Here is a 22,158-nt window from a genome sequence, read left to right as displayed (position 1 = left end):
TCAGGAGAGGTAGTATTATGTCGTCGGCAAGTCAGTTAAATAACAAGCAACTTGAAGCTATGAAATACACTCAAGGACCCTTGTTAGTACTTGCAGGGGCAGGTTCAGGTAAAACTTCGGTAATTACCCGTAAAATTGCTTATTTAATCCAGCAGTGCCGAATACCGGCGCACCGGATTACAGCAATGACCTTTACTAACAAAGCTGCACGAGAAATGAAAGAGCGTGTCGGTAAATTGCTGTCACGTGAGGAAATTAAAGGACTTTCAGTTTCGACCTTTCACACTTTTGGCTTAAACATGTTGCGCCTTGAGCTGAAAAATACGCCTCTTAAAAACAACTTTTCTATTTTAGATGCAGATGATTGTAAACGCATACTGATGGATCTGATGCATCGTGACAATCTATCGGGTGCAGAAAGTAAAGAACTCATTGCGAAGGCAATGAAAAAAATCTCTGACTGGAAAAATGATCTGATTTTACCAGAACAGGCACATAGTACTTGTGAAACTCCAGAAGATGTACAGATGGCACATCTCTACCAGTTATATGAGCGCAACCTTCGTGCCTACAATGCTGTTGATTTTGATGACTTAATTGTGATGCCGACCCGCTTGTTGCAGGAAAATGCGGAAGTACGTGATAAATGGCAAAATCGGGTACGTTATCTGTTGGTCGATGAATATCAAGATACCAACACCGCACAGTATATTCTGGTTAAGCTGCTGGTAGGCGTGATGGGCCAGTTTACAGCTGTAGGTGATGATGACCAGTCAATTTACGCCTGGCGAGGGGCTAAACCTGAAAACATGGCATTATTACAGCAGGATTTTCCTAACCTAAAAGTAATCAAGCTTGAGCAGAATTATCGTTCGACCAGCCGTATCTTAAAATCTGCCAATGCGGTAATTGCCAATAATCCTCATATCTTTGATAAACAGCTCTGGAGTGATAAAGGCCACGGCGATGTGATCCGGGTCATTACCTGCCGTAATGACGATGATGAGGCAGAACGTGTTGTAAAGGATATTTTAACGCATAAACTGATGAATGCCCGCAGCTGGAAAGATTATGCAGTGCTGTACCGTGGTAACTTTCAGGCACGTGTTTTAGAAACCCAGCTTCGCCAGATGCAAATTCCCTATAAACTGTCGGGTGGCCAGTCTTTCTTTGCCCGTGCAGAGATCAAGGATGTCATGAGTTATCTGCGCCTTATTATTAATCCAGAAGATGATAGTGCCTTCTTGCGTATTATTAATACACCCAAGCGTGCAATTGGACCGGTAACCTTAGAAAAACTTGGACTATTTGCCCAAGATAACCATCTGTCTTTATTATCTGCAGCCGGAGATCAGCGGCTCACGATGGTCATTCCTAAAAAAGCTGTAACACAGTTGCATGAGTTTGCTGACTTTATTGGAAATTTTACCCGTGAATTGCTGGATGATGACGAACCGGTTCCTAAAATTCGCCAGATGATGAATGAAGCAGGTTATATCGACTATATCCGGGAACAGGCAGCTACACCTGCTCAGGAAAAGAGCAAGTTAGATAATATTGAAAGTCTCTACAGCAGTATTCAAAGTCTGATTAACCGTGCAGAAGATGTAGATGATAAAAATATTGAGAGTGTCATTCGTAAAATGGTTCTGCTCGATATGCTGGAGCAGCAACAGGAAGAGGAAGATATCGATAAAGTAAACTTGCTAACTCTTCACGCTGCTAAAGGGCTGGAATTTCCGTATGTCTACATGATTGGACTGGAAGAAGAATTATTGCCCCATAAAAATTCGATTGCCAGTGAAACTATTGAGGAAGAGCGTCGCCTGATGTATGTGGGTATTACCCGTGCCCGTCAGGCTCTAACTCTAACTCTGGCAGAGCAGCGCAAGAATGGGGGACAAATGAAACAGATGACGCCAAGCCGCTTTCTGGATGAGTTGCCTCAAGATGAAGTTGAATGGTTAGGCCGCAAGAAAAAACTGGTTGCTAATGTAGACCCGAAAGAACAGGCACAGCAATATTTACAGAATCTCAAAGCTTTATTGAAACGTTAAGTCAGCCGGTCTGTACTCGACATAAAAATAGGAATACTTATGAAAGTTCAAATTAAAGTACTCGACACGCGTCTGGGTAATGAATGGCCTTTGCCAACTTATGCGACTTCTGGTTCTGCCGGACTGGATTTACGTGCTTGTCTGGACGAGGCGGTACAAATTAAACCTGGTGAGACTATTCTGGTTAAAACTGGAATGGCGATTTATATTGAGGACTCAAATTTTGCGGGGCTAATTCTGCCACGTTCTGGACTGGGTCATAAGCATGGGATTGTACTGGGTAATCTGGTGGGCCTGATTGATTCAGACTATCAGGGCGAGCTTATGGTATCTGTCTGGAACCGTAGTCAGACAGTTTTTACACTGGAACCTGGTGAGCGCTTGGCTCAATATGTACTGGTTCCTGTAGTCCAGGCACAATTTGAACAGGTAAATGAATTTACTGCATCCGAGCGGGGAACTGGCGGTTTTGGCCATACCGGGCAGAAGTAAAATAACAGCTTATAAACAGAGAATAGCCTGTTTATAAGCTAATAAAACTTTTAAAAACAATTGATTAACATTTCTTGTTGAAACATTACTGAATCTATATTAAAAAATATTCTTTTTTTAGGTATACCTTATGCATTCTGATAATAACCCGCCTACTTTTTTATTCTGAATTTTTAGTTTTTATTTCCAAGGTAGGCGCCTTGAATAAAAGAATATAGTATGGAATTAAATCATTCTCCTTTTCCAAAAGCTATTTTTCGCGCATATGATATCCGTGGAAAACTTGCTTGTTTTACCCCGGCTGTGGTCCGGGCAACTGCACACGCCTTGGCAAAACAATTCAAAGAGGCTGGCCAGTCTGAACTGGTGATTGGTTATGATGCGCGATTAAGTAGTCCTTTCTATGCACAAATTCTGACTCAAGTATGTGGTGAAGAGGGGCTGAGCGTTACTGAAATTGGTTGCTGTTCCAGTCCGCAAATGTACTATTTAGCGCGCAACTATAGTGGAAACGGTATAATGGTGACCGCTAGCCATAATCCAAAAACCGATAACGGAATTAAATGGATTATTCAGGGTGAACCGCCGTGTCCAGATATGATCCAAACCATCGCAAGTACAGCAGAAAATTATTATCAGCCTTCTATATTTGATTCTATTTTAACCTTGCCACATCAGCATAAGGCCGAGTTCTGTAGCCTTTACCAGCAGGCAATTTTAAAAGATATTCACTTAAAACAACCGCTCAAGGTGGTACTTGATGCGTTGAATGGTTCAGCAGGAGAGTGTGCAGAAACCATTTTGAAGAAACTCGGCTGTGAAGTGATCGCTTTGCGCTGTAAGCCTGATGGTAATTTTCCAGATCATGCCCCGGACCCATCTCAAGCTGTTCATTTAAAACAGTTACAGGCAAATATGATTGAACAGCAGGCCCATATTGGTATCGCACTGGACGGTGATGGGGACCGGGTAGTACTGGTCGATGAACAGGCAAATATTATTACTGCAGACCGTCTACTTTCTTTATTTAGCCAGATGTGTCTGGAAAACCATCCCGGTCACGCAGTGGTATTCGATGTTAAATGTTCCAGCATGGTTCGTAATACGGTTCGAAACTTGGGTGGACATCCACATATGATCCGTACAGGAAGCAGCTTTCTCAGAAAATATTTATCACAATCTGGGGGCTATGCTGTTTTTGGTGGAGAGTACGCTGGCCACTATGTATTTAATGATGGTCGTGGTTTTGGCTATGATGATGGCTTATATGCAGCGTTACGTGTCATTGAATATATGGGACATTTCCCAGACAAAAAGTTATCAGAGTTGTTGGCTGTCTATCCTGAGCGCTGCTGTACCGAAGATACTTATATCAGTACACATCAGACCAATCCTAAAACCGTATTGGAGGATATTGAAATCCTGAGTCACCGTTTTGGTGCCCAGCTGAGTAAGATTGATGGAATACGCCTTGATTTTAAAGATGGTTTTGGCATTATTCGAGCTTCCAATACTGGCGAGTACTTTACCGTACGTTTTGATGCGGACGACCGCCTGACGCTGGATAAAATCCGATATAAATTTGTTTCAATGTTAAGTGAACGATATCCTGAAATTGCACAAGATATCCTGGATGCTCAATAAGGAGAGGTGAATGCCACATCAGCAAACTAGTGCTGGCATCAACAAGGCTGAAATTCTGACCGAAGCGTTGCCGTATATTCAACATTTTGCCGGTAAAACGCTGGTGGTAAAATATGGTGGTAATGCCATGACTGATCCGGCACTGGAAAGCTCCTTTGCCCGTGACATTGTTCTGTTAAAAACAGTTGGTTTAAACCCGGTCGTTGTACATGGTGGAGGGCCGCAGGTCGATTCCTTTCTAAAACAGTTAGGCCGCGAGTCTGAGCGTATAGATGGAATGCGCGTAACAGATCCTGCGACTATGGAAGTAGTCGAGATGGTGTTAGGTGGTAGTGTTAACAAGTCTATTGTCAATCTGATTAACCAGCATGGTGGCCGTGCAATTGGTTTGACTGGCAAAGACGGTAATTTGCTTAAAGCCCGCAAACTTCTGATGGAAAAACAGGCAGAAGATGGCAGCATTCACCAGATTGATCTGGGACTGGTAGGTGAAGTCGTTGAAGTAAAAACCGATGTCATCGAAATGTTTACCCAGAGTGACTTTATTCCGGTGATTGCACCACTGGGTGTAGACGAGGAAGGTAATACCTACAATATCAATGCTGATCTGGTTGCAGGGAAGGTGGCTGAAGCTCTAGGTGCTGAAAAACTAGTACTGTTAACCAATATTGCCGGTGTACTGGATGAAAATAAAAAATTGCTAACAGGCCTTACCACACAGGAAGTTGATCATCTGATTGAAACAGGCGTGATCTATGGTGGCATGATTCCCAAAGTTGGCTGTGCACTTGATGCAGTCAAGGCAGGTGTAGTTAGTGCCCACATTGTTGATGGTCGCGTACCTCATGCAACCCTACTGGAAGTCTTTACTGATCATGGAGTTGGAACTTTGATTACTAACCGTGCCCATTTTGGTGCAAGCAGGTCATAACTGGACAGTTTAAAGAGTCACTTCGGTGACTTTTTTCTGTTTGCAAGAAATAAAACAGACATACACCAAGATTAAGATTTACAAGTTTAAGATGACTCATGCACAATAACTTCAAGATTTTATTAAGACCCTGATTAAAGATTATGTGTCAGCTTTTGGGAATGAATTGTGCAACTCCGACAGATATAACGTTTTCTTTCCGCGGCTTTTCACAGCGGGCTGGAGTAACTTCTGACCATTCAGACGGTTTTGGTATCGCTTTTTTTGAAGATAAGGCCTGCCGGCTATTTGTAGATAACCAGTCGGCAGTAGAATCGCCGATTGCTGAGCTTATCCGTAATTATCCTATCAAATCTCGAAATGTAATTGCCCATATCCGTAAAGCAACACAGGGTAAAATTACTTTAGAAAATTCACATCCATTTATACGTGAATTATGGGGGCGCCACTGGATTTTTGCCCATAATGGTGACTTGCATGAGTTTAATCCTCCATTGACTGGCCGCTTTAGGCCGGTAGGAAATACTGACAGTGAATATGCATTCTGTTATTTGCTTGATCAGCTGGTTGAGCATTTTGGCTATAATGAGCCTGCAATAGAAGAGATCTTTGCTGTACTAGAGGATGTTGCACCTAAAATTGCAGAGTACGGTACGTTCAATTATTGCCTTTCAAATGGCCAGGCATTATTTAGCTATGCCACCACCAAGCTGCACTGGCTGGTACGTGAATATCCGTTTCAGCCTGCACAATTAATCGATTTAGATGTTGAAGTCGATTTTAGTCATGTGACTACACCAGAAGACCGGGTTGCAGTTATTACTACAGAACCTTTGACTCATAATGAGATCTGGACTGCATATCAACCAGGTGAAATGATTTTATTTCAGCATGGAAAACCGGTTAAATATGCCTTTACACATATTGAACGACTCATTCGGGAAGCTAAAAATCCTGAATTAAAGCGAGTCACTAAAGCTGATCAATATTAAAATATAAGTTATTATAAAATAATAGATTTATTATATAGTCCTTAATATATAAAATATAGAAAAGCTTGTATTAATAAGATATTGAAAATTAAATATAATATAAATTGGTTAAAAAATAACTTACTCTTTTGGTCTGGTTAAAATATTTTTTATATCAAAAATAATAGTTTGAATAATAAATATGGAAATTATATTAAAACCAACCAAATTACTTCATTTTTATTTTGTTTTTTTACCGATATGATTCTCTCAGTACTTAATTGATTATAGCTGGGGCGGACGTAATGAAAATGAAATGGAGTCCAGAGTATAATACTGGTATCGATGTAATTGACGATCAACACAAGCGGATTCTGGATTATATTAACCAGATTGACCAGAATACAGATCGTCATCATACGAAACAGATTCTTGATGATATTATTGATTACACCCAGTCACATTTTACTTTTGAAGAGAGCTTGCAAGAAGAAGCCGGTTATAAATATCGTGTACCTCATAAACGTGTACACGATCTGTTTATTAAAAAGATTGAACTTTACCGTCAACAGTTTGAACAAGGGGCGTCTATTGAACATGAGTTACATGAAATCCTTTCAAAATGGTTAATTAACCATATTCAGCATGATGATGCTGATTATGTTGGCGCTGTAAAAGAAAATATGATGGGCATCCTGAAAGAGAAAGAAAAGAAAAAGGGAAAAAATTGGTTTGCTCGTTTCTTTTCATAAGAAAACTGACATAAGAATAACAAGGAATAAGTAAATAAAAAATTAGCGCTGCAAATCATCTTTCGGGGTGGTTTGCATTTTTTATTTGAGTCTTTGATTTTCGTTCATGAGAAAGGCAAAATATCGGCAGACTCATTCAAGGAACGCATCATGCAGGACAATTCTATGTCACGATGGTTATCGCCGCTGATGGCATTTTGTTTAACCTTTATTATTATTGCGACGCTTGCCCCTGTGGTGGGGATTCAGTTCGAGCGACAGTTTGATTTTTGGTTGCTCTGGTTAGGAACGATGCTATTTTTAGCCTTACCGATTACTTATCTGGAAATTGCACTCGCTAAACGTTCCAAAACTACCGCATTAAATGCTTTATCTGGGCTGACCCGCGATGCAGATGCCTCAGCACGCTGGCGTCTGGTAGGCTGGCTTGCAGTTATCTTTATTCCATTCTTGGCTGGTGCCGTATTATTTAATGCTGCTCAGCTGATTCAGCTGCAAATGATTCCGGACTTTGCTCCACATCTTGTTTTTCTGGCAATGGCAGTGGTTGCATTAATTGGCTCTTTTATTCCACGCCAGTTCCTTGTTCCTGTGACAGCTTTAGGGGTTATTGTTTCACTAATTACTGCAAATACCCTGGGTACGCCGGCAGCAAGCTGGCAATGGACATCAGTCGAGTTTAGCGAGTGGGGAAGTGCAACAGTACTTGCGCTTGTGGCCAGTGGTCTGGGATTGGGCTTATACTGGCAAAGTAGTTTGCCCCGGGTAAAAGCACAAAATGCAGTAACGGGTACCGTTCTACCGATCTGGTTTGCACAGCTAGTCGCTGTAATTGCTTTTGGGTTCTTTGTTGCCAATGGTGAGCTTCCTGTTATTGCATTGGTGATTACTGCACTAGCAGCAGCGGCATTGTTTATTCAATTTGCCCGTGAGCAGTTATTACAACGTCAAGTCGCGGTTGTTCTACAATGGGCGATTTTACTAATTGCTTTACTGGTTTGGGCAATTCCAGAAATTTATTCAGCGCTAAATCTAGTGTTAATGTTATGGGGTCTTATAATTTGCCTGATCTATGCCATTTTTGCTGGCTGGATCATGAAGATCAGTCATTTACGCAAATCTATGAACTTTAGTAATGAGCTGTTTTACAACTTGTGGCGTATTGCAGTGCGTATTGTTTTACCGTTATCTATTTTATTAGCTATGGTTGCGATTATCAGGCAGTTTATATAATGGTGAAGCATCAGCAAGTCTGGGTCGCTTATGCCCATTCTGAAGCACAGTTTCTGATTGCTGTTGAGTTTACTGAAGGAATGACCGTTCGGGATGCAATAGAGCAAAGTGGTATACGGAATAAGATTGATTTACCTGAAGTGCTACAGATCGGAGTTTTTGGCATAAAAGTGACTGCGATGAGCCAGCCATTACAGGCAGGAGACCGGATAGAAATCTATCGGCCTTTAACCGTAAATCCGAAAGAGACTCGCCGTAAGCGGGCAGAAAAAAATCCGGTAGGACGTTATGCCAAAAGTAATCGTCTCAGACAATTGAAATGATATGAAAAACCCCTCATCGAGGGGTTTCTTTTTATTTTAAAGCGTCTATAGTGGGGGCGCATTTAAAATCGCTTCTCTAGAAGCAGGCAGACCAGGTTGGGATTCTGGAATAGTTTCCAGTCCTTCAATTTTGGTAACGATACCTGTTTCATTAAAGTAAATCTTTAAATGCTGGCCATGTGCCGCTGGAATCTTGGCTTTCTTGGCGTAGGTTCCTGGGATATAGTTGTAAATGTAATCCCAGCGTAATGGATTCAATGGATCAGTTACGGTTGGGCTTCCAAGCAGAAAACGTACTTGCTGATGAGACATACCCACCTGGACTTTTGAAGCTTGTGCCTGAGTCAATGGCGTTCCCTGAGGGATATCAACTTTATAAACGCCCAAGGTTGAACAGCCGACAAGCAGTGAAGTGACGACTAACGTCAGCATAAGTTTTTGCATTTTGCTACACTATCCCAATTAATTATGATGCATTTGATCCAAGGATAAATCATACTGCATCTAAACTCTGTTGCATATTCCAACTTAAAATTTGTTGAGAGACCTTTTTTCATGGCTATTTCAAATCAAGATTTACGCAAAGCTGGACTTAAAGTTACCCTTCCACGAATCAAAATATTGGAATTATTAGAAAATTCAAAACAACATCATTTGAGTGCGGAAGATATTTATAAAACTTTACTCGAACAGGGTGAAGATGTAGGTTTAGCAACCGTTTATCGTGTGTTAACCCAGTTTGAAACAGCCGGTATTATCCAGCGTCACAATTTTGAAAATAGTCATTCAGTTTTTGAAATTATGCAGGAAGATCATCATGACCATCTGGTCTGCTTAAACTGTAATAAAGTAGTTGAATTTACAAATGATATTATTGAACAGGAGCAGCATAAGGTTGCTGAGCAATATAATTTTCATTTAACAGGTCACTCGCTCAATTTATATGGTTACTGTGGCGATACTGAATGCCAAGATGCTTTTCGCAAGAAATAAAATCTACATAAATACAACATATTAAAAGGGCCATGGAATGGCCCTTTTTATTGTCGTTATCGTTTATTGACCGTCAAAAGTAATATTACGTCCTGCAGCCATTAACTGACTGGCCCCTTCTTCGGACAGTTTGATTTGCAGACGTAAATCATTTGGAGCATCGGCATGTTTAAGGGCATCTTTGTAACTAATCTGACCGGCCTTATACAAATCATATAGTGCCTGGTCAAACGTCTGCATACCCAATTCACGTGAACGCTTCATCAGGTCCTTGATTTCATGTACTTCGCCTTTACGGATGTAATCTGCAAGCAGAGGGGTATTGATCAGGACTTCAATTGCAGCACGCCGGCCATTACCATCTAGAGTAGGAATCAACTGCTGGGCAATTACCGCTTTTAAGTTCAGTGATAAATCCATATACAGCTGGCTATGCCGGTCTGCCTCAAAGAAATGGACAATACGATCTAGTGCTTGATTGGCATTATTGGCATGTAAAGTTGCCAGGACCAGGTGACCAGTCTCTGCAAATGCAATCGCATAATCCATCGTTTCCCTTGAACGAATTTCTCCGATTAAAATAACATCAGGTGCTTGTCGCAGCGTGTTTTTTAGCGCAATTTCAAAGGATGCTGTATCAATACCTACTTCACGCTGGGTAATAATACAGCCGGCATGTTCATGAACAAATTCAATCGGATCTTCAATGGTAATAATATGACCTTTAGAATTATGGTTCCGATAACCAATCATTGAAGCAAGCGAGGTTGACTTACCTGTACCAGTGGCACCCACAAAAATAATAATACCGCGCTTGGTCATAGCCAGTTCTTTTAACACCTGTGGCAGTTTCAGGTCATCCATTGTTGGAATCTGTGTTTCAATCCGGCGTAAAATCATGCCGGGTAAATCACGCTGCTGAAAGGCGCTGACCCGAAAACGGGCTGTCTTTTCCCGGTTAGTGATAGCAAAGTTGCATTCACGTGTATCTGCAAATTCCTGCCGCTGTTTATCTGTCATAATTGCATGAATCAGCTGTCCAACAATCTCACCAGTCAGTTTGTTTTTTGAAACCGGAACAATCTGGCCATTAATCTTCATTGATGGTTCAACATCGGCAGTAATAAACAGATCCGATGCTTTTTGTTCCATCATCAGGTTAAGCAAGTCATTAAAGTCCATGTGCTATCTCACTTAATTACATTGCAAATTACATAAAAGCTTCGGGCTGTTTTGCTGCCATACGGGCAGTTTGTGGGCTAATGACGCCTTTAGAGACTAAAGTTTTCAGGCTTTGGTCAAGTGTAGTCATACCATGATTGGCGCCGGTCTGAATAGCAGAATACATTTGAGCAACTTTATTCTCACGTATCAGGTTACGGATGGCCGGTATTCCGATCATGATTTCATGGGCGGCTACACGACCACCACCATTTTTTTTGAGGAGTGTTTGTGAAATCACAGCCTGAAGTGACTCAGATAGCATGGCACGAACCATATCTTTTTCTTCAGAAGGGAATACATCAATTACACGGTCAATTGTTTTTGCAGCTGATGTGGTATGCAGGGTACCAAATACCAGGTGACCAGTTTCTGCCGCAGTCAGTGCTAGACGGATAGTTTCAAGATCACGCATCTCACCTACCAGGATAATATCCGGATCTTCACGTAAGGCTGAGCGCAGGGCTTCATTAAAGCCATGTGTGTCACGGTGGACTTCACGCTGGTTAATCAGGCATTTTTTAGACTGATGTACGAATTCAATCGGATCTTCTACTGTTAAAATATGGTCATAACGGTTTTCATTAATATAATCGAGCATTGCTGCCAGCGTGGTTGACTTACCCGAACCTGTCGGGCCAGTAACCAGAACAATACCACGTGGGTAGTCACAGATATCACGGAAGATTTGGCCCATGCCTAGATCTTCCATAGTCAGTACTTTGGATGGAATGGTCCGGAAGACTGCACCAGCTCCACGGTTCTGATTAAATGCATTCACACGGAAACGGGCGACACCGGGAACTTCAAAAGAAAAATCGGTTTCCAGCAGTTCTTCATAGTCACGGCGCTGCTTGTCATTCATGATGTCATAGACCAGACGGTGTACATCCTTATGCTCAAGTGCCGGCAGATTTATACGGCGGACTTCTCCATCGACCCGGATCATCGGCGGCATTCCTGCTGAAAGATGCAAGTCTGAGGCACCATTTTTAACCGAGAATGCCAAAAGTTCTGTAATATCCATAATGTCCCCGCCACCGTAAAAGAATTCTTGATTATTTTGTAGAATAATACGGCTTTCCCTCAGCTGAACCAACAGTTGAATACAGGGAATTTAAAAAAACTTGGCAAAATGAGAACTCAGTCAATGAATAAACTTCAAGATGCCCGTGATCAGGTTCTGGCACAGATTCAAGAAGCAAGCCACAAAGCAGGACGTGCAGATGACGCAGTACAATTACTGGCAGTTTCCAAAACACATTCTGCTGTCGTCTTACGTGAAATGTATCAGGCTGGGCAACGCAGTTTTGGTGAAAACTATCTGCAGGAAGCACTCGAAAAAATACACAGCCTGCAAGATTTAAATGATATTGAATGGCATTTTATCGGACACGTGCAGCGCAATAAAACCAAACTGCTGGCTGAAAATTTTGATTGGGTACATGGGGTTGACCGTCTTATTATTGCAGAGCGGCTGTCTGCTCAGCGACCTGAACAGCGAGCTGCTTTAAATATTTGCATTCAGGTTAATATTGATGGTCAAGAAAGCAAAGATGGCTGTTCACCTGAACAGGTTGCAGAGCTGGTCAAGATGATCAGTCAGCTTCCAAACTTATGCCTGCGTGGCCTAATGGTTATACCTGCACCAGGCCATACTGATGCATTTGAACATACCCAGCAACTATTTAACCAGGTGCGCACATTTCATGCCCATCCGCAAGTTTGGGATACCTTGAGTATGGGAATGTCCGCTGACCTTGAAGCTGCAGTGGTAGCCGGCTCTACCATGGTGCGGATTGGAACAGCGTTATTTGGCGCCCGGGATTATTCAGATAAAGTATAATTAGCACCGAAGCAACTATTTTCAAATCTGCCGGCAGTTTAAAATGAAGCTGCCTTATATTAACCAACAATTTGAATCCGACTGGCACCAGAGCCAACCGCTTTCACCTGAATCTGGATAGGAATACGCTCATGCATTTCCTGTACGTGTGAAATTAAGGTTACTTTACGGCCTTGACCCTGTAAACGGTCCAGTGCATCCATGACTACATGTAGAGATGCCGGGTCTAGCGTACCGAAACCCTCATCAATAAATAAAGATTCGATTTTCATAGAACCTGAAGCCATGTTGGCGATTGCCAGTGCCAATGCGAGTGAAACCAAAAAGGTTTCTCCGCCAGAGAGTGACAGGACCGGCCGGACTTCGCCGTTCATGTGGTGATCAATAATAGCCAGTCCCAGACTGTCTTCAATTCGTTGCAACTGGTAGCGTGGTGCTAATGGTTGAAGCTGCTGGTTGGCATATTCGACCAGAATATCCAAGTGATGTTCCTGAGCAAGTTTTTTAAAGCGTGCACCGTCTGCACTGCCAATCAGCTCCGAAATACGGCTCCAACGGTATTCTTCCTGCTGTACCCGCACAATCTGTTTTTGAAACTGTTGCTGCTTATGCAAATTATGCTGCTGGATTTGCAGTTTTGTTCTTAGCTGATCACGTTCCTGATAAGTATGTTCTAGCTGTATTTCCAGATTTTCAAGCAAATTCTGTAACTGTTCAAACTCATGGGCCGGTTTGGTAGCAAGATGCTGTTCAAACTGTTCCTGTAGGGTATTTAAGGCAGTTTTTGCCTCAGATAGACCCTGATCGTTCGCCTGAATCAGTTGACGTATTCGCTGTTCTTCTGTCGCATCTTGTAATACTAAAAACTCAATCAGTTCAGGGGAATAGTCAGGATGATCATTGAGCCAGTGTTGAACTTGGGCATATATATTCGTATATTCCTGCTGAACATGCTGCCGGGTCGCCTGAAATTGAGAAATTTTGGATTGCTGCTGCTGATAGTTTTGCTGAAGTCCTTCAAAATATTGCTGTTTTTCCAAGCAGGATTGTTCCAGTATGGAAAGCTGTTGCGTAAGGTCATCTAGCCAATGTTGGGCCTGTTCATAAGTTTGTCCGGCAACTTTCAGCGTTAATTCTTTAACCTGTGCAACATTATCTAGACCTTGCTGCTTGAGCTGTTCCAGCTCTTGCTCTAATTGAACAATTTGCGTATTTAAATATTGATATTGAAGCTGTTGAGGCTGTAATTTTAGGTTTAGCTGCTCTACTGAGCCTTTATGAGTATTTAGCTGCTCAAGCTGTAACAAGCGATTCTGGAAGACCTGATAAATATGTTGTGCTTCTTGAAGGCTATTGTCATGCCAGTCTGAATGTTGACTTGAAGGCAGTTTCTCTAAAATTGGAGTAGCGAGCTGTTGTAATTGCTGTGCACGGGTACATTGTGCTCGAAGCTTTTCGAGTTGCCGAACCAATTCATTATACTGCGACTGGGTCTTTTGAGTTTCTGTAATATTAAAATCAAGCTGTTCACGTACTTTAAGCTGAACCTGTTGTAGCTCTCCTAGTTTTAAAAGCAATTGTTCGGGGGGCTGTTCCCATAGAAGCTCTAGCCCGGAAAAACTATATTTGTGCTGAAGCTGCTGTTGTAATTGCTGTATCTGTTCAAGAGAGTACTGCTGCTGTTGCTGCAAATGTGACAGGACGGTTTCCTGTTTTAGATACTGCTGCCGGGCAGCCAGCCACTGATTTTGAGCTTCCTGTTCTTTTTGCAGATAATTTTTTTCCTGCTGTTCCTGTATAGCCAGCAATGATTTCTCAAGTAAATGCTGCTGTTCACGATAAGGATGCTGCTGGCTGCCGCAGACCATACATGGTTCATCTGGCTGCAAGGCTGCACGTAACTGCTCAATATTTTCTGAAAAGAGTAGACGCTGTTGCTGTAATTGCTTCTGTAACAGTTCACGCTCTTTCTTGTCATGCTCATAAGCTGATTGCTGTTCCAGCATTGCATTGTGCAGCTCTTGAATCTCACTTTTTAATTGATGAATATTCTGGTCGAGGCTTTGATGTTCAATATAGTGTATCTGCCAGCGCTCAAGCTGGTGTTGGAGCTGTTCAAACTGATAGGTGCGTTCCAGCTGTTGCTCACGCTGCTGATACAAATCACGCAGTTTTTGTTCAAGCTGGTTGGCATCACCTGCATGTTGAACCAGTTTATGAAGTTGCTGTTCAATTGAATCCTGCTGGATTTGAAGATGGATAATTTGATCTTGCGTGTACAGTTCCGATGCCTGTTGAGCCTGAGCTATATAGGCTTTCAGGTGCTGTAAACTGGCTTGCGGTTCACTATCAAAACCGCACAATTGCTGGCTTTGTGCAAGTTGCTGCTGTAGTTGCTGCTGTATATTTTCCAGCTGCTGATATTGTTGCTGTGCCTGCTGTAACTGTTCAAGTTGCTGCTGTTGTTCAGCAGTTTTTTCCTTAAGTTTATTGCGTACCTGCGTATACTGACTCTCAATTAGCTTCCGCTGGTCCAATAACTGCTTGGCCTGATTCAAATAGGGAGCTAGCTGGTTCTGACGCAGCTTTTCATCTTCTACTGCAGTTCTGGCTGCCTGACAGCTTTTTTGTGCTGTCTGATACTCTTCACAAACCTGCTGGAACAACTGCTGGTGTTGAGAAATTTGTTTTTCAAGATTCTGCAATTGCTGCTCACAGCATTTTTGCTGAAGCAGGACTGGACGAATGGAGGCGAACTGCTCAAGCTGTTGTAAACGCTGGCGCTGTTCACCCAGCTTCTGGTTGGCATCCAGCTGGACCTGATAAAACTCCTGCTTGGCCTGTATCTGAGTGTAGAGCAGGTCGTGACTTTTATGCCATTGCAGCTCATTTCTTAAAATCTGGCACTGTTGCTCAAGTTGCTGCACTTGCTGTTGTCGTGCTTTATATTGATCTTCGAGTTGCGCCATCTGTTCAGTACTGAGCAGCTCTACATGGCCAATCAGCTCATTTAATTTTTCTCGCTGTACCCGGACCATTTTGGTCCGTTCAAACGCAGCCTTACCCACCAGACTGAAAATATTGGAATTGGTCAGATATTCCAGTAAGTCAGCCCGCTCATTGTCTTTGGCTTTTAAAAACGCTCCAACTTCTGACTGCGCCAGAAGTACGGCCCGGGTAAACTGTTCAAAGCTCAGACCAATCAGCTCCAATACCTGTTTATCACACTCTTTAGCCTTGTCTGTAAGCATGTTGCCATCAGTGACACAGACCAATGCACGCTGCACTGCCTGTAATTTACCTTCGGCATGTCCGCGTGCACGTTTTAATTCCCAGCGGGCAATATAGCGTTTCTGGTTCTGGGCGATGAACTCAAGCTCACTATAGGCATGGGCTGTTCCTCGCCGCAGGATATTGAGGGTTGAATCAATCTGTACGTCTTGGCCGCTGACATCCTTGAGCTTACCTTCATGGGTTTTTAATCTGGGAATTTTATTAAATAATGCCAGACACATCGCATCCAGCAGGGTCGATTTTCCTGCACCTGTGGCGCCAGTAATAGCAATCAGACCAGCATGCTGTAGAGGGTCAGCCTCAAAATCGATTTCCTGTTCACCCGCCAAAGAAGCCAGATTCTGGAGTTTTAGGCGTACAATTTTCATATATTATCCGCCGTTTTCATTTTATGTTCTGACTGCTGTGCATCTTGCAGTAGTGCCATAAAATCTTGCTTGACCTGTTCATCCTGGCTATAGCCCATTTTCTGCCATAACTGTTCAAAGAGCTGTTCAGGGGTTGGCGGTGCCAGATCAATTTTAGATGCATGAACTTCAGATGAACTCTGCTGTAAATATTTCCGGCTGATCCGCACCAGACGATAGCGCTCGGGTGGGAGCAGATCTTCAATTTTTTTGCGTAAGTCAGGTGGAGGGGGAGTCAGACTATAATATTCAATATCAAGATAATCACGCTGGTCGATATCAGAAATTTCTCCTGCAGGTAGTAAGGTTAGCTGCGTTAATACCTCATCGAGTTCACCGCTCAAGCGGTGTAGCTGTACAGTACGCGGAATATAAAGTGCATTCATCTCGAGTCTATTCTCAGATAGAGCCGGATCAATATTGACCTCAAGTACCTGATGTTTATAGTTGAGTTCGCTAAATGAAAGAGGAATCGGAGAGCCACTATAACGGACGTGTGGAGACTGGACTTTCTGTGGTTTATGCAAATGGCCCAAAGCCACATAATCAATTTCAGGGCTAAACAGTTCAGTCGAAAGTGCTTCATGGTTGCCAATAATGATGGGCCGTTCCGACTCTTTAGATTCATCAGCACCCTGCATATGTGCATGAGACATAAGAATTAATGCCTGATCTGCAGTTTTACGCTGCAAGGCCTCCTTAATAAGTGCCTGATGTATGTATTCGATTGCCTGCTGGCTGTCTTGGGTTGCTTCACCATGACCGGTAATTTCAGCCGGGCGTAAAAAGGGCAGTGCAATACACCAGGCAACTATTTCTTGATATTCATTATGAATAGGTAAAATCAGCCGGTCGAAATCAAGACGATGCTCGGTATTCCAGCGCACGATACCGACTGTTTTTGCATTGTATTTCTCAAGTAAAGGTTCAACCTGTTCAAGACGATAACCAGAGTCATGGTTGCCGGCAATCATCAGGGTTTGCATATGGGGAGCAGCAGAGTGCGCATCGGCCAGAAATTGATAGAGCTGCTTTTGAGCACTAGATGCCGGATTAATCACATCAAAAACATCACCAGCAATCAGTAGCGCATGTGGCTGTTTTTCTTTAATCTGTTCTATAAGCCAGTTCAGAAACTGTTGATGTTCATACTGCCGCGAGTGGTTATAGAAAAACTGCCCCAAGTGCCAATCTGAAGTATGAAAAAAACGTACCGCCATGCCTGCCCCAAAACTCAATGCTACCACTGCAAGGCTATACTATAAGCATTTCCGCCTGTACTTGGCTAGTTGCCAGCAGATAATCTATTGTATGCCAGCTTAAAGCTTATAAGGATCAATAAAAATAAAGGGTTTTAAAGTAGCAAGCTAAAATATACAGGCAAAATAAAAGCCGACGATTCGAGTGATGAGTAAATCGTCGGCCAAGGAAGGAAACTTCGATGAGTGATACCAGGATATACACTCGCCATGAAGTTCAAGTTATTGCTTTGATAAGTAAAGGCCACCGTAAACAGATGCGGATGCCATGCATCGTTTGCGGTTGCTGCTGGCCTTGTACCCTATATAACGTAATGTCCTCGGATTTGGTTGACAAAGAAATGCAAAAAAATTAAAAAAACTTTTTATCCGGCTTATACTGAAAAAATCTGTTGTTTTAGGACTGGTCAAATGCCCTCACTTACAAGATATTATTTACGGTTTTTCCTTTGGTGTTTGGGACTTACCTTAGTGGTAGGCGTGGTCGCTGCATTATTACCAGCGGGACTGGGCGGTATTTTGACTATTATTCCTTATATGGCCGCCATGATCATTACCCTGTACAAGTTTTTAAATCAACAGGGCCGTGCGCCAAGCCAGCAGGAAAGAAAAAGGCTGACTTTGGGATTTACCCTGATATTTTGGGGTTATAACCTGAGTTTTCTGGTTTTAGGTTTAGTGTGGTTCTCAAGAAAAGATCCGGAAATATGGCAGAATTTTATGCTGTATCTTCAGCACCCGCAATTTTTGAGTCTGGTTGCAATTATGTGTCTGCTCATGGCCATTCCTTTATATTTACTGACATACTGGTTCTATGGACCACAAGCCCAGCGTATGGCTCAGCATAAATTTGGCTCATCTGACTAAAAAATATAAGAGGACTACATGATACAGCAGAAACCACAGGTATTAATCACCGGTGCCAGCGGTTTTATTGGCCAATATCTTGCTGCTTACCTGATTCAGCAGGGTTATCAGGTGATTGGTCTGACACGTAATCCAAATAGAAGCTTTTCTCAGGCCGGTTTGCGATATATTCACCGTTTGGAACAGATCAGTCAGGAACCGATTGATTATGTAATTAATCTGGCAGGTGAGAATATTGGCCAGTCACGCTGGACAGAAAAGCGCAAACTTGAACTGATCAATAGCCGGATTGAGACAACACGTCAAGTATTTGAATGGCTACAACAGAACAGGATACAGCCACATCGCATCATTTCAGGTTCTGCGATAGGGTACTATGGTATTGATCCACAAGAACAGTGGAGCGGATACTGTAATGAAAGCTCACCGCCGCAGGATATCTTTATGTCCGAGCTATGTCAGCGGTGGGAACATCAGGCAAAAAACAATCCCGGACAACAGGTTAGTATTATCCGGCTTGGAGTAGTCTTTGCCAGAAACGGTGGGATATTGCCACAGATGCTTATGCCAATCCGTTTTAATCTGGTCGGCAAGATCGGTCATGGCCGTCAGCCGGTAAGCTGGATTCATATTAATGATGTGGTGCGTGCCATTACATTTATTTTACAGCAGCGTAAGGCAAAGGCAGTCTATAACCTGGTAGCGCCGGAACAGGCCACTCAGAGAAAATTTGCTGAAATCGCTGCTGCTAAATTGTATAAAAAACCATTGTTGAGTATGCCAGCCTGTGTAATGAAAACAATGCTGGGTGAACAGTCACAACTGGTATTAAATGGGCAGTTTGTAATGCCTGAAGCTTTATTGGAACAAGGCTTTGAGTTTCAATATCCAGATTTAAATAGTGCACTTACCGATCTTTTAGATGAGAAATGATCATCTGCTTTTAGCTGGCCGTTGAGTGAACCCTATCATAACTTTGAGGAATTAAGCGTTCAGGTGAATAAACTTGAGGCTCAATCAGGGGCGGCTGCTTAAGAATGAGCTGACGCAGCAGGCGGGCAGATGCAGGTCCCATGCAGAGACCATTACGGAAGTGCCCAAAATTCGCCCATAAATTATTAATATCCGGTATTTTTCCGATGTAAGGGATACCTTCTGGAGAACCGGGACGCAGTCCAGCCCACTGTTTCACAATAGGAAATTGAGCCAGTTCAGGCACCATTTCCAGAGATGCAGTTAAAATACTTTCTGAAGTCTGAGAATTTATAGAAGTATTAAAACCCTGATGAGCCATGCTCGAACCACATACAATATGGCCATCAGAACGTGGTATCAGATACATTACCCGGTTCATGCACATGGTCGGTAACCAGTTCTCCGGTGTCTTGAACAGAATCATCTGCCCATGTACCGGTTGTACCGGTAACTGGATATTTAACTGTCTAGACCACTGTTCAGACCAGGCACCTGTAGTCAGTACAAATTGATCGGCCTGGAAGCTACAAAGATTCTGGTCTCGTACAGTCACAACTTGTCCATGTTGAATATCAAGCTGTTGAATTGCTGTATTTTCGAAAAACTGCACGTTAGGATGCGTTTTTAAATAATTCTGAATGGATTGTAATAGCCGTGGATTACGAATATTGGCAAGCTGGGGGAAATAGAGGGCTTCTTTAAAACCAGATGCAATATGCGGGTTAATCTGACGAAGCTGCTCATGCTGTACAAGCTCACAGATTTGCATTGGCTCCTGAAATTGCTGGCTATAACTCAGGCCCTGCCTAAAATCTTCCTGGTCAAAAATCAGCATGCCGGTTTCATGAATCTGAAAATCTATTCCTGAAACTGGTTGCAACTTCTGGTTCCATTCCTGGTATAAAGCTTTGCCAAATTGAGCCAGCTGGTTTACAGCGGGTGCATAACGCCAGGGATACATTGGAGAGAGGATTCCACCGCCTGCCCAAGAGGCACTGCCGCTGTAGGGCTGATCAAAAATATCAACTGAACAGTCCTGTTCTATAAGCTCAAGTGCCGTAAGCAGTCCACTGATTCCGGCTCCAATAATGGCAATCTTCATTATCCTGTCCGAATTTTACTGCATGGCTTTAAGTTTAAGCGCTGCTTCTTCAGCAAAATAGGTCCAGATTCCATCCGCACCAGCCCGACGGCAGCAAAGTAATGATTCAAGGATGGCACTGTCGGACAGCCAGCCATTCTGGATCGCGCCTGCCAGCATCGCATATTCGCCACTTACCTGATAAATAAAAGTAGGTACACCGAAAGTATCTTTCACCTCTCGAACAATGTCGAGATATGGCATACCTGGCTTGACAATCACCATGTCTGCACCTTCCTGCAGGTCTAGGGCAATTTCATGCAGGGCTTCGGCACGGTTACCTACGTCCATCTGGTAATTATATTTATTCCCACCTTTCAGATTGCTGGCCGAGCCTACCGCATCGCGAAAAGGGCCATAGAAACTAGAAGCATATTTTGCTGAATAGGCCATGATACTGGTATAAATATGTCCATTGGCTTCAAGCGCCTGACGGATTGCACCAATGCGTCCATCCATCATGTCACTTGGTGCAATCACATCTGCACCTGCTTCAGCATGGCTTAATGCCTGCTTGATCAGGCATTCTACAGTCTCATCATTAAGTACATAGCCACTAGCATCAATAATACCGTCCTGGCCATGAGTCGTATACGGGTCAAGTGCACCATCCGTGATAAGTACCATATCAGGTAACTCTTTTTTCAGCAGGCGAACAGTAGTTTGCACCAGACCATCTTCATGCCATGCAGCCTCAGCTGTCAGGCTTTTATCTTCTTGAGGCGTCACCGGGAATAATGCCAGCTTGGAAACTCCGAGTTCCAGAAGACGTTCCGCTTTTTTTAGTAATAGGTCTGCAGAGAGGCGCTGTACATTCGGCATGCTTGGAATATCCTGGCTCTGATTTTGTCCAGGTAACACAAATACGGGATAAATCAAATGATCAGCTGTTAGTTGCGTTTCCCTGACCATTGATCTCATTTTTTCATTTTTTCGAATACGACGCATGCGGGTGGCAGGAAATGCAGGACGATTGAACGTATAAGTCATAACAATCTCGATCATCAGTATTAAACTACCCGCTATTGTAGACCCATAATCTGGGTTTAGGGCGACGGTATTTATTTATTTATTCAATAAAGGTAATTCGGGCAAATGGTTAACGAGACAAATAAAAGCTGGACTGGCAATATTCATCTGGGCTCGAAAGTCGATATTGATGTGGTGCTTAAACAGTTATGCAAGGCATTTAATAGTTCTCCCTATTTTCAGCATAATGGCATGACTATGCGGGTCGTTGAAGGGCAAATTGAGGGTTATATTGAAATGCAGCCTTATATGATCGGTAATGTGGCTTTCCAGATTCTGCATGGTGGTGTGGCTGCAACTTTGCTGGACAGTATCGGTGGTATTGTTGCCATGGGTGAGCTATATAAGCGCGCGCCTGCAGAGCAACTGGCAGATACTATTAAAAAAGTTTCCCGACTGGCGACTGTTGATATGCGGGTTGATTATCTGGCTCCAGGTCGTGGCCAGCATTTTATTGCACGTGCTGAAACGCTCAGATTAGGACGTAAAGGCTGTACCATGCGTATGACTATGGTCAATGATGAAAACAAGGCGATTGCTACAGCAATTGCGTCTTATGCCTATTAGAAAAACAGTTAAAGCAGACCGCCTGATGCAGATGAGATAAAACCGACTTTGGAGTTAAATGCTAAAACTTCTATAAAACTGGAGTTTCTATTTGGAGAATCGGTAGAGCTTTCTCATATAAAGAGAACTCGCCAGTTACATTTTTTTTGCGACATT

The 22,158-nt window shown here is 42.9% G+C and carries 20 protein-coding genes; 13 read left to right on the top strand and 7 right to left on the bottom strand.

Annotated elements, in window-relative coordinates; translation table 11 throughout:
• Positions 1 to 17: 17 nt before the first annotated feature.
• The 8 genes from J502_RS08685 (at position 18) to J502_RS08650 (ending at position 8,403) form a co-directional block, all read left to right on the top strand.
• Positions 18 to 2,057, top strand: coding sequence for a UvrD-helicase domain-containing protein (locus tag J502_RS08685; protein WP_005018919.1), 2,040 nt, complete (start codon positions 18 to 20; stop codon positions 2,055 to 2,057).
• Between the two features lie 39 nt (positions 2,058 to 2,096).
• Positions 2,097 to 2,549 (top strand): dUTP diphosphatase, encoded by a 453-nt coding sequence (dut, locus tag J502_RS08680; protein ID WP_005406806.1) that lies wholly within the window; start codon positions 2,097 to 2,099, stop codon positions 2,547 to 2,549.
• A gap of 219 nt (positions 2,550 to 2,768) precedes the next feature.
• Complete coding sequence (locus J502_RS08675; RefSeq protein WP_005406568.1) at positions 2,769 to 4,193, top strand: phosphomannomutase/phosphoglucomutase; 1,425 nt, start codon at positions 2,769 to 2,771, stop codon at positions 4,191 to 4,193.
• Positions 4,194 to 4,203: 10 nt separating this feature from the next.
• The gene (gene argB / locus J502_RS08670) at positions 4,204 to 5,124 is read left to right on the top strand and encodes an acetylglutamate kinase (RefSeq protein WP_005018923.1); all 921 of its coding nucleotides are present in this window, start codon (positions 4,204 to 4,206) and stop codon (positions 5,122 to 5,124) included.
• Positions 5,125 to 5,267: 143 nt separating this feature from the next.
• A complete protein-coding gene (locus J502_RS08665) occupies positions 5,268 to 6,116 on the top strand; it encodes a class II glutamine amidotransferase (protein ID WP_005406679.1) in 849 nt (282 codons plus the stop codon).
• A gap of 284 nt (positions 6,117 to 6,400) precedes the next feature.
• Entirely contained in the window at positions 6,401 to 6,847 is a 447-nt protein-coding gene (locus tag J502_RS08660) for a bacteriohemerythrin (RefSeq protein ID WP_005404364.1), read from the top strand.
• 150 nt (positions 6,848 to 6,997) lie between these two features.
• Positions 6,998 to 8,080: a membrane protein gene (locus J502_RS08655; protein ID WP_005406748.1), complete on the top strand. Its 1,083-nt coding sequence runs from the start codon at positions 6,998 to 7,000 to the stop codon at positions 8,078 to 8,080.
• Positions 8,080 to 8,403, top strand: a complete 324-nt coding sequence (locus tag J502_RS08650) for an RnfH family protein (RefSeq protein WP_005406589.1) — start codon at positions 8,080 to 8,082, stop codon at positions 8,401 to 8,403. Before J502_RS08655 ends, J502_RS08650 begins: the two co-directional genes overlap by 1 nt.
• A 45-nt stretch (positions 8,404 to 8,448) precedes the next feature.
• On the opposite strand, the gene J502_RS08645 is transcribed toward J502_RS08650, so the two are convergent.
• Positions 8,449 to 8,847 (bottom strand): outer membrane protein assembly factor BamE, encoded by a 399-nt coding sequence (locus J502_RS08645; RefSeq protein WP_005027479.1) that lies wholly within the window; start codon positions 8,845 to 8,847, stop codon positions 8,449 to 8,451.
• 111 nt (positions 8,848 to 8,958) lie between these two features.
• Between J502_RS08645 and fur the strand changes: the two genes are divergently transcribed.
• Positions 8,959 to 9,396, top strand: coding sequence for a ferric iron uptake transcriptional regulator (gene fur, locus J502_RS08640; protein WP_005018930.1), 438 nt, complete (start codon positions 8,959 to 8,961; stop codon positions 9,394 to 9,396).
• 63 nt (positions 9,397 to 9,459) lie between these two features.
• Here the strand turns inward: fur and J502_RS08635 are convergent, their stop codons facing one another.
• Together J502_RS08635 and J502_RS08630 are read right to left on the bottom strand one after the other, a co-directional pair.
• On the bottom strand, positions 9,460 to 10,578 hold the full coding sequence (locus J502_RS08635) for a PilT/PilU family type 4a pilus ATPase (protein WP_005018931.1): 1,119 nt from the start codon (positions 10,576 to 10,578) through the stop codon (positions 9,460 to 9,462).
• Positions 10,579 to 10,606: 28 nt separating this feature from the next.
• Positions 10,607 to 11,644: a type IV pilus twitching motility protein PilT gene (locus J502_RS08630; RefSeq protein WP_005018932.1), complete on the bottom strand. Its 1,038-nt coding sequence runs from the start codon at positions 11,642 to 11,644 to the stop codon at positions 10,607 to 10,609.
• A gap of 123 nt (positions 11,645 to 11,767) precedes the next feature.
• Here J502_RS08630 and J502_RS08625 point away from each other — a divergent pair, with 123 nt between their 5' ends.
• Positions 11,768 to 12,463, top strand: a complete 696-nt coding sequence (locus J502_RS08625; protein WP_005406847.1) for a YggS family pyridoxal phosphate-dependent enzyme — start codon at positions 11,768 to 11,770, stop codon at positions 12,461 to 12,463.
• Between the two features lie 59 nt (positions 12,464 to 12,522).
• Here J502_RS08625 and J502_RS08620 read toward each other — a convergent pair whose 3' ends face one another.
• Together J502_RS08620 and J502_RS08615 are read right to left on the bottom strand one after the other, a co-directional pair.
• Entirely contained in the window at positions 12,523 to 16,125 is a 3,603-nt protein-coding gene (locus J502_RS08620; RefSeq protein ID WP_005406803.1) for an AAA family ATPase, read from the bottom strand.
• Positions 16,122 to 17,384: an exonuclease SbcCD subunit D C-terminal domain-containing protein gene (locus J502_RS08615; protein WP_034428939.1), complete on the bottom strand. Its 1,263-nt coding sequence runs from the start codon at positions 17,382 to 17,384 to the stop codon at positions 16,122 to 16,124. Before J502_RS08615 ends, J502_RS08620 begins: the two co-directional genes overlap by 4 nt.
• A 450-nt stretch (positions 17,385 to 17,834) precedes the next feature.
• On the opposite strand from J502_RS08615, the gene J502_RS08610 reads away from it, so the two are divergent.
• Both J502_RS08610 and J502_RS08605 read left to right on the top strand, forming a co-directional pair.
• Positions 17,835 to 18,290 (top strand): ABZJ_00895 family protein, encoded by a 456-nt coding sequence (locus tag J502_RS08610; protein ID WP_034428942.1) that lies wholly within the window; start codon positions 17,835 to 17,837, stop codon positions 18,288 to 18,290.
• An 18-nt stretch (positions 18,291 to 18,308) separates the two neighbouring features.
• Positions 18,309 to 19,223 (top strand): TIGR01777 family oxidoreductase, encoded by a 915-nt coding sequence (locus J502_RS08605; RefSeq protein WP_034683827.1) that lies wholly within the window; start codon positions 18,309 to 18,311, stop codon positions 19,221 to 19,223.
• 10 nt (positions 19,224 to 19,233) lie between these two features.
• On the opposite strand, the gene J502_RS08600 is transcribed toward J502_RS08605, so the two are convergent.
• On the bottom strand, positions 19,234 to 20,367 hold the full coding sequence (locus J502_RS08600; protein WP_005406667.1) for an NAD(P)/FAD-dependent oxidoreductase: 1,134 nt from the start codon (positions 20,365 to 20,367) through the stop codon (positions 19,234 to 19,236).
• Positions 20,368 to 20,382: 15 nt separating this feature from the next.
• Positions 20,383 to 21,396 carry a porphobilinogen synthase gene (gene hemB / locus J502_RS08595; protein WP_005027463.1) on the bottom strand — a complete coding sequence of 338 codons (1,014 nt, stop codon included), beginning with the start codon at positions 21,394 to 21,396 and terminating at the stop codon, positions 20,383 to 20,385.
• Between the two features lie 105 nt (positions 21,397 to 21,501).
• On the opposite strand from hemB, the gene J502_RS08590 reads away from it, so the two are divergent.
• On the top strand, positions 21,502 to 22,002 hold the full coding sequence (locus J502_RS08590; RefSeq protein WP_005406607.1) for a thioesterase family protein: 501 nt from the start codon (positions 21,502 to 21,504) through the stop codon (positions 22,000 to 22,002).
• Positions 22,003 to 22,158 lie beyond the last annotated feature (156 nt).

Origin of the sequence: Acinetobacter sp. 1294596 (assembly GCF_000582925.1) — a bacterium.
GTDB classification, from domain to species: Bacteria; Pseudomonadota; Gammaproteobacteria; order Pseudomonadales; family Moraxellaceae; genus Acinetobacter; species Acinetobacter radioresistens.
This window is presented reverse-complemented; position numbering and strand designations above follow the sequence as displayed.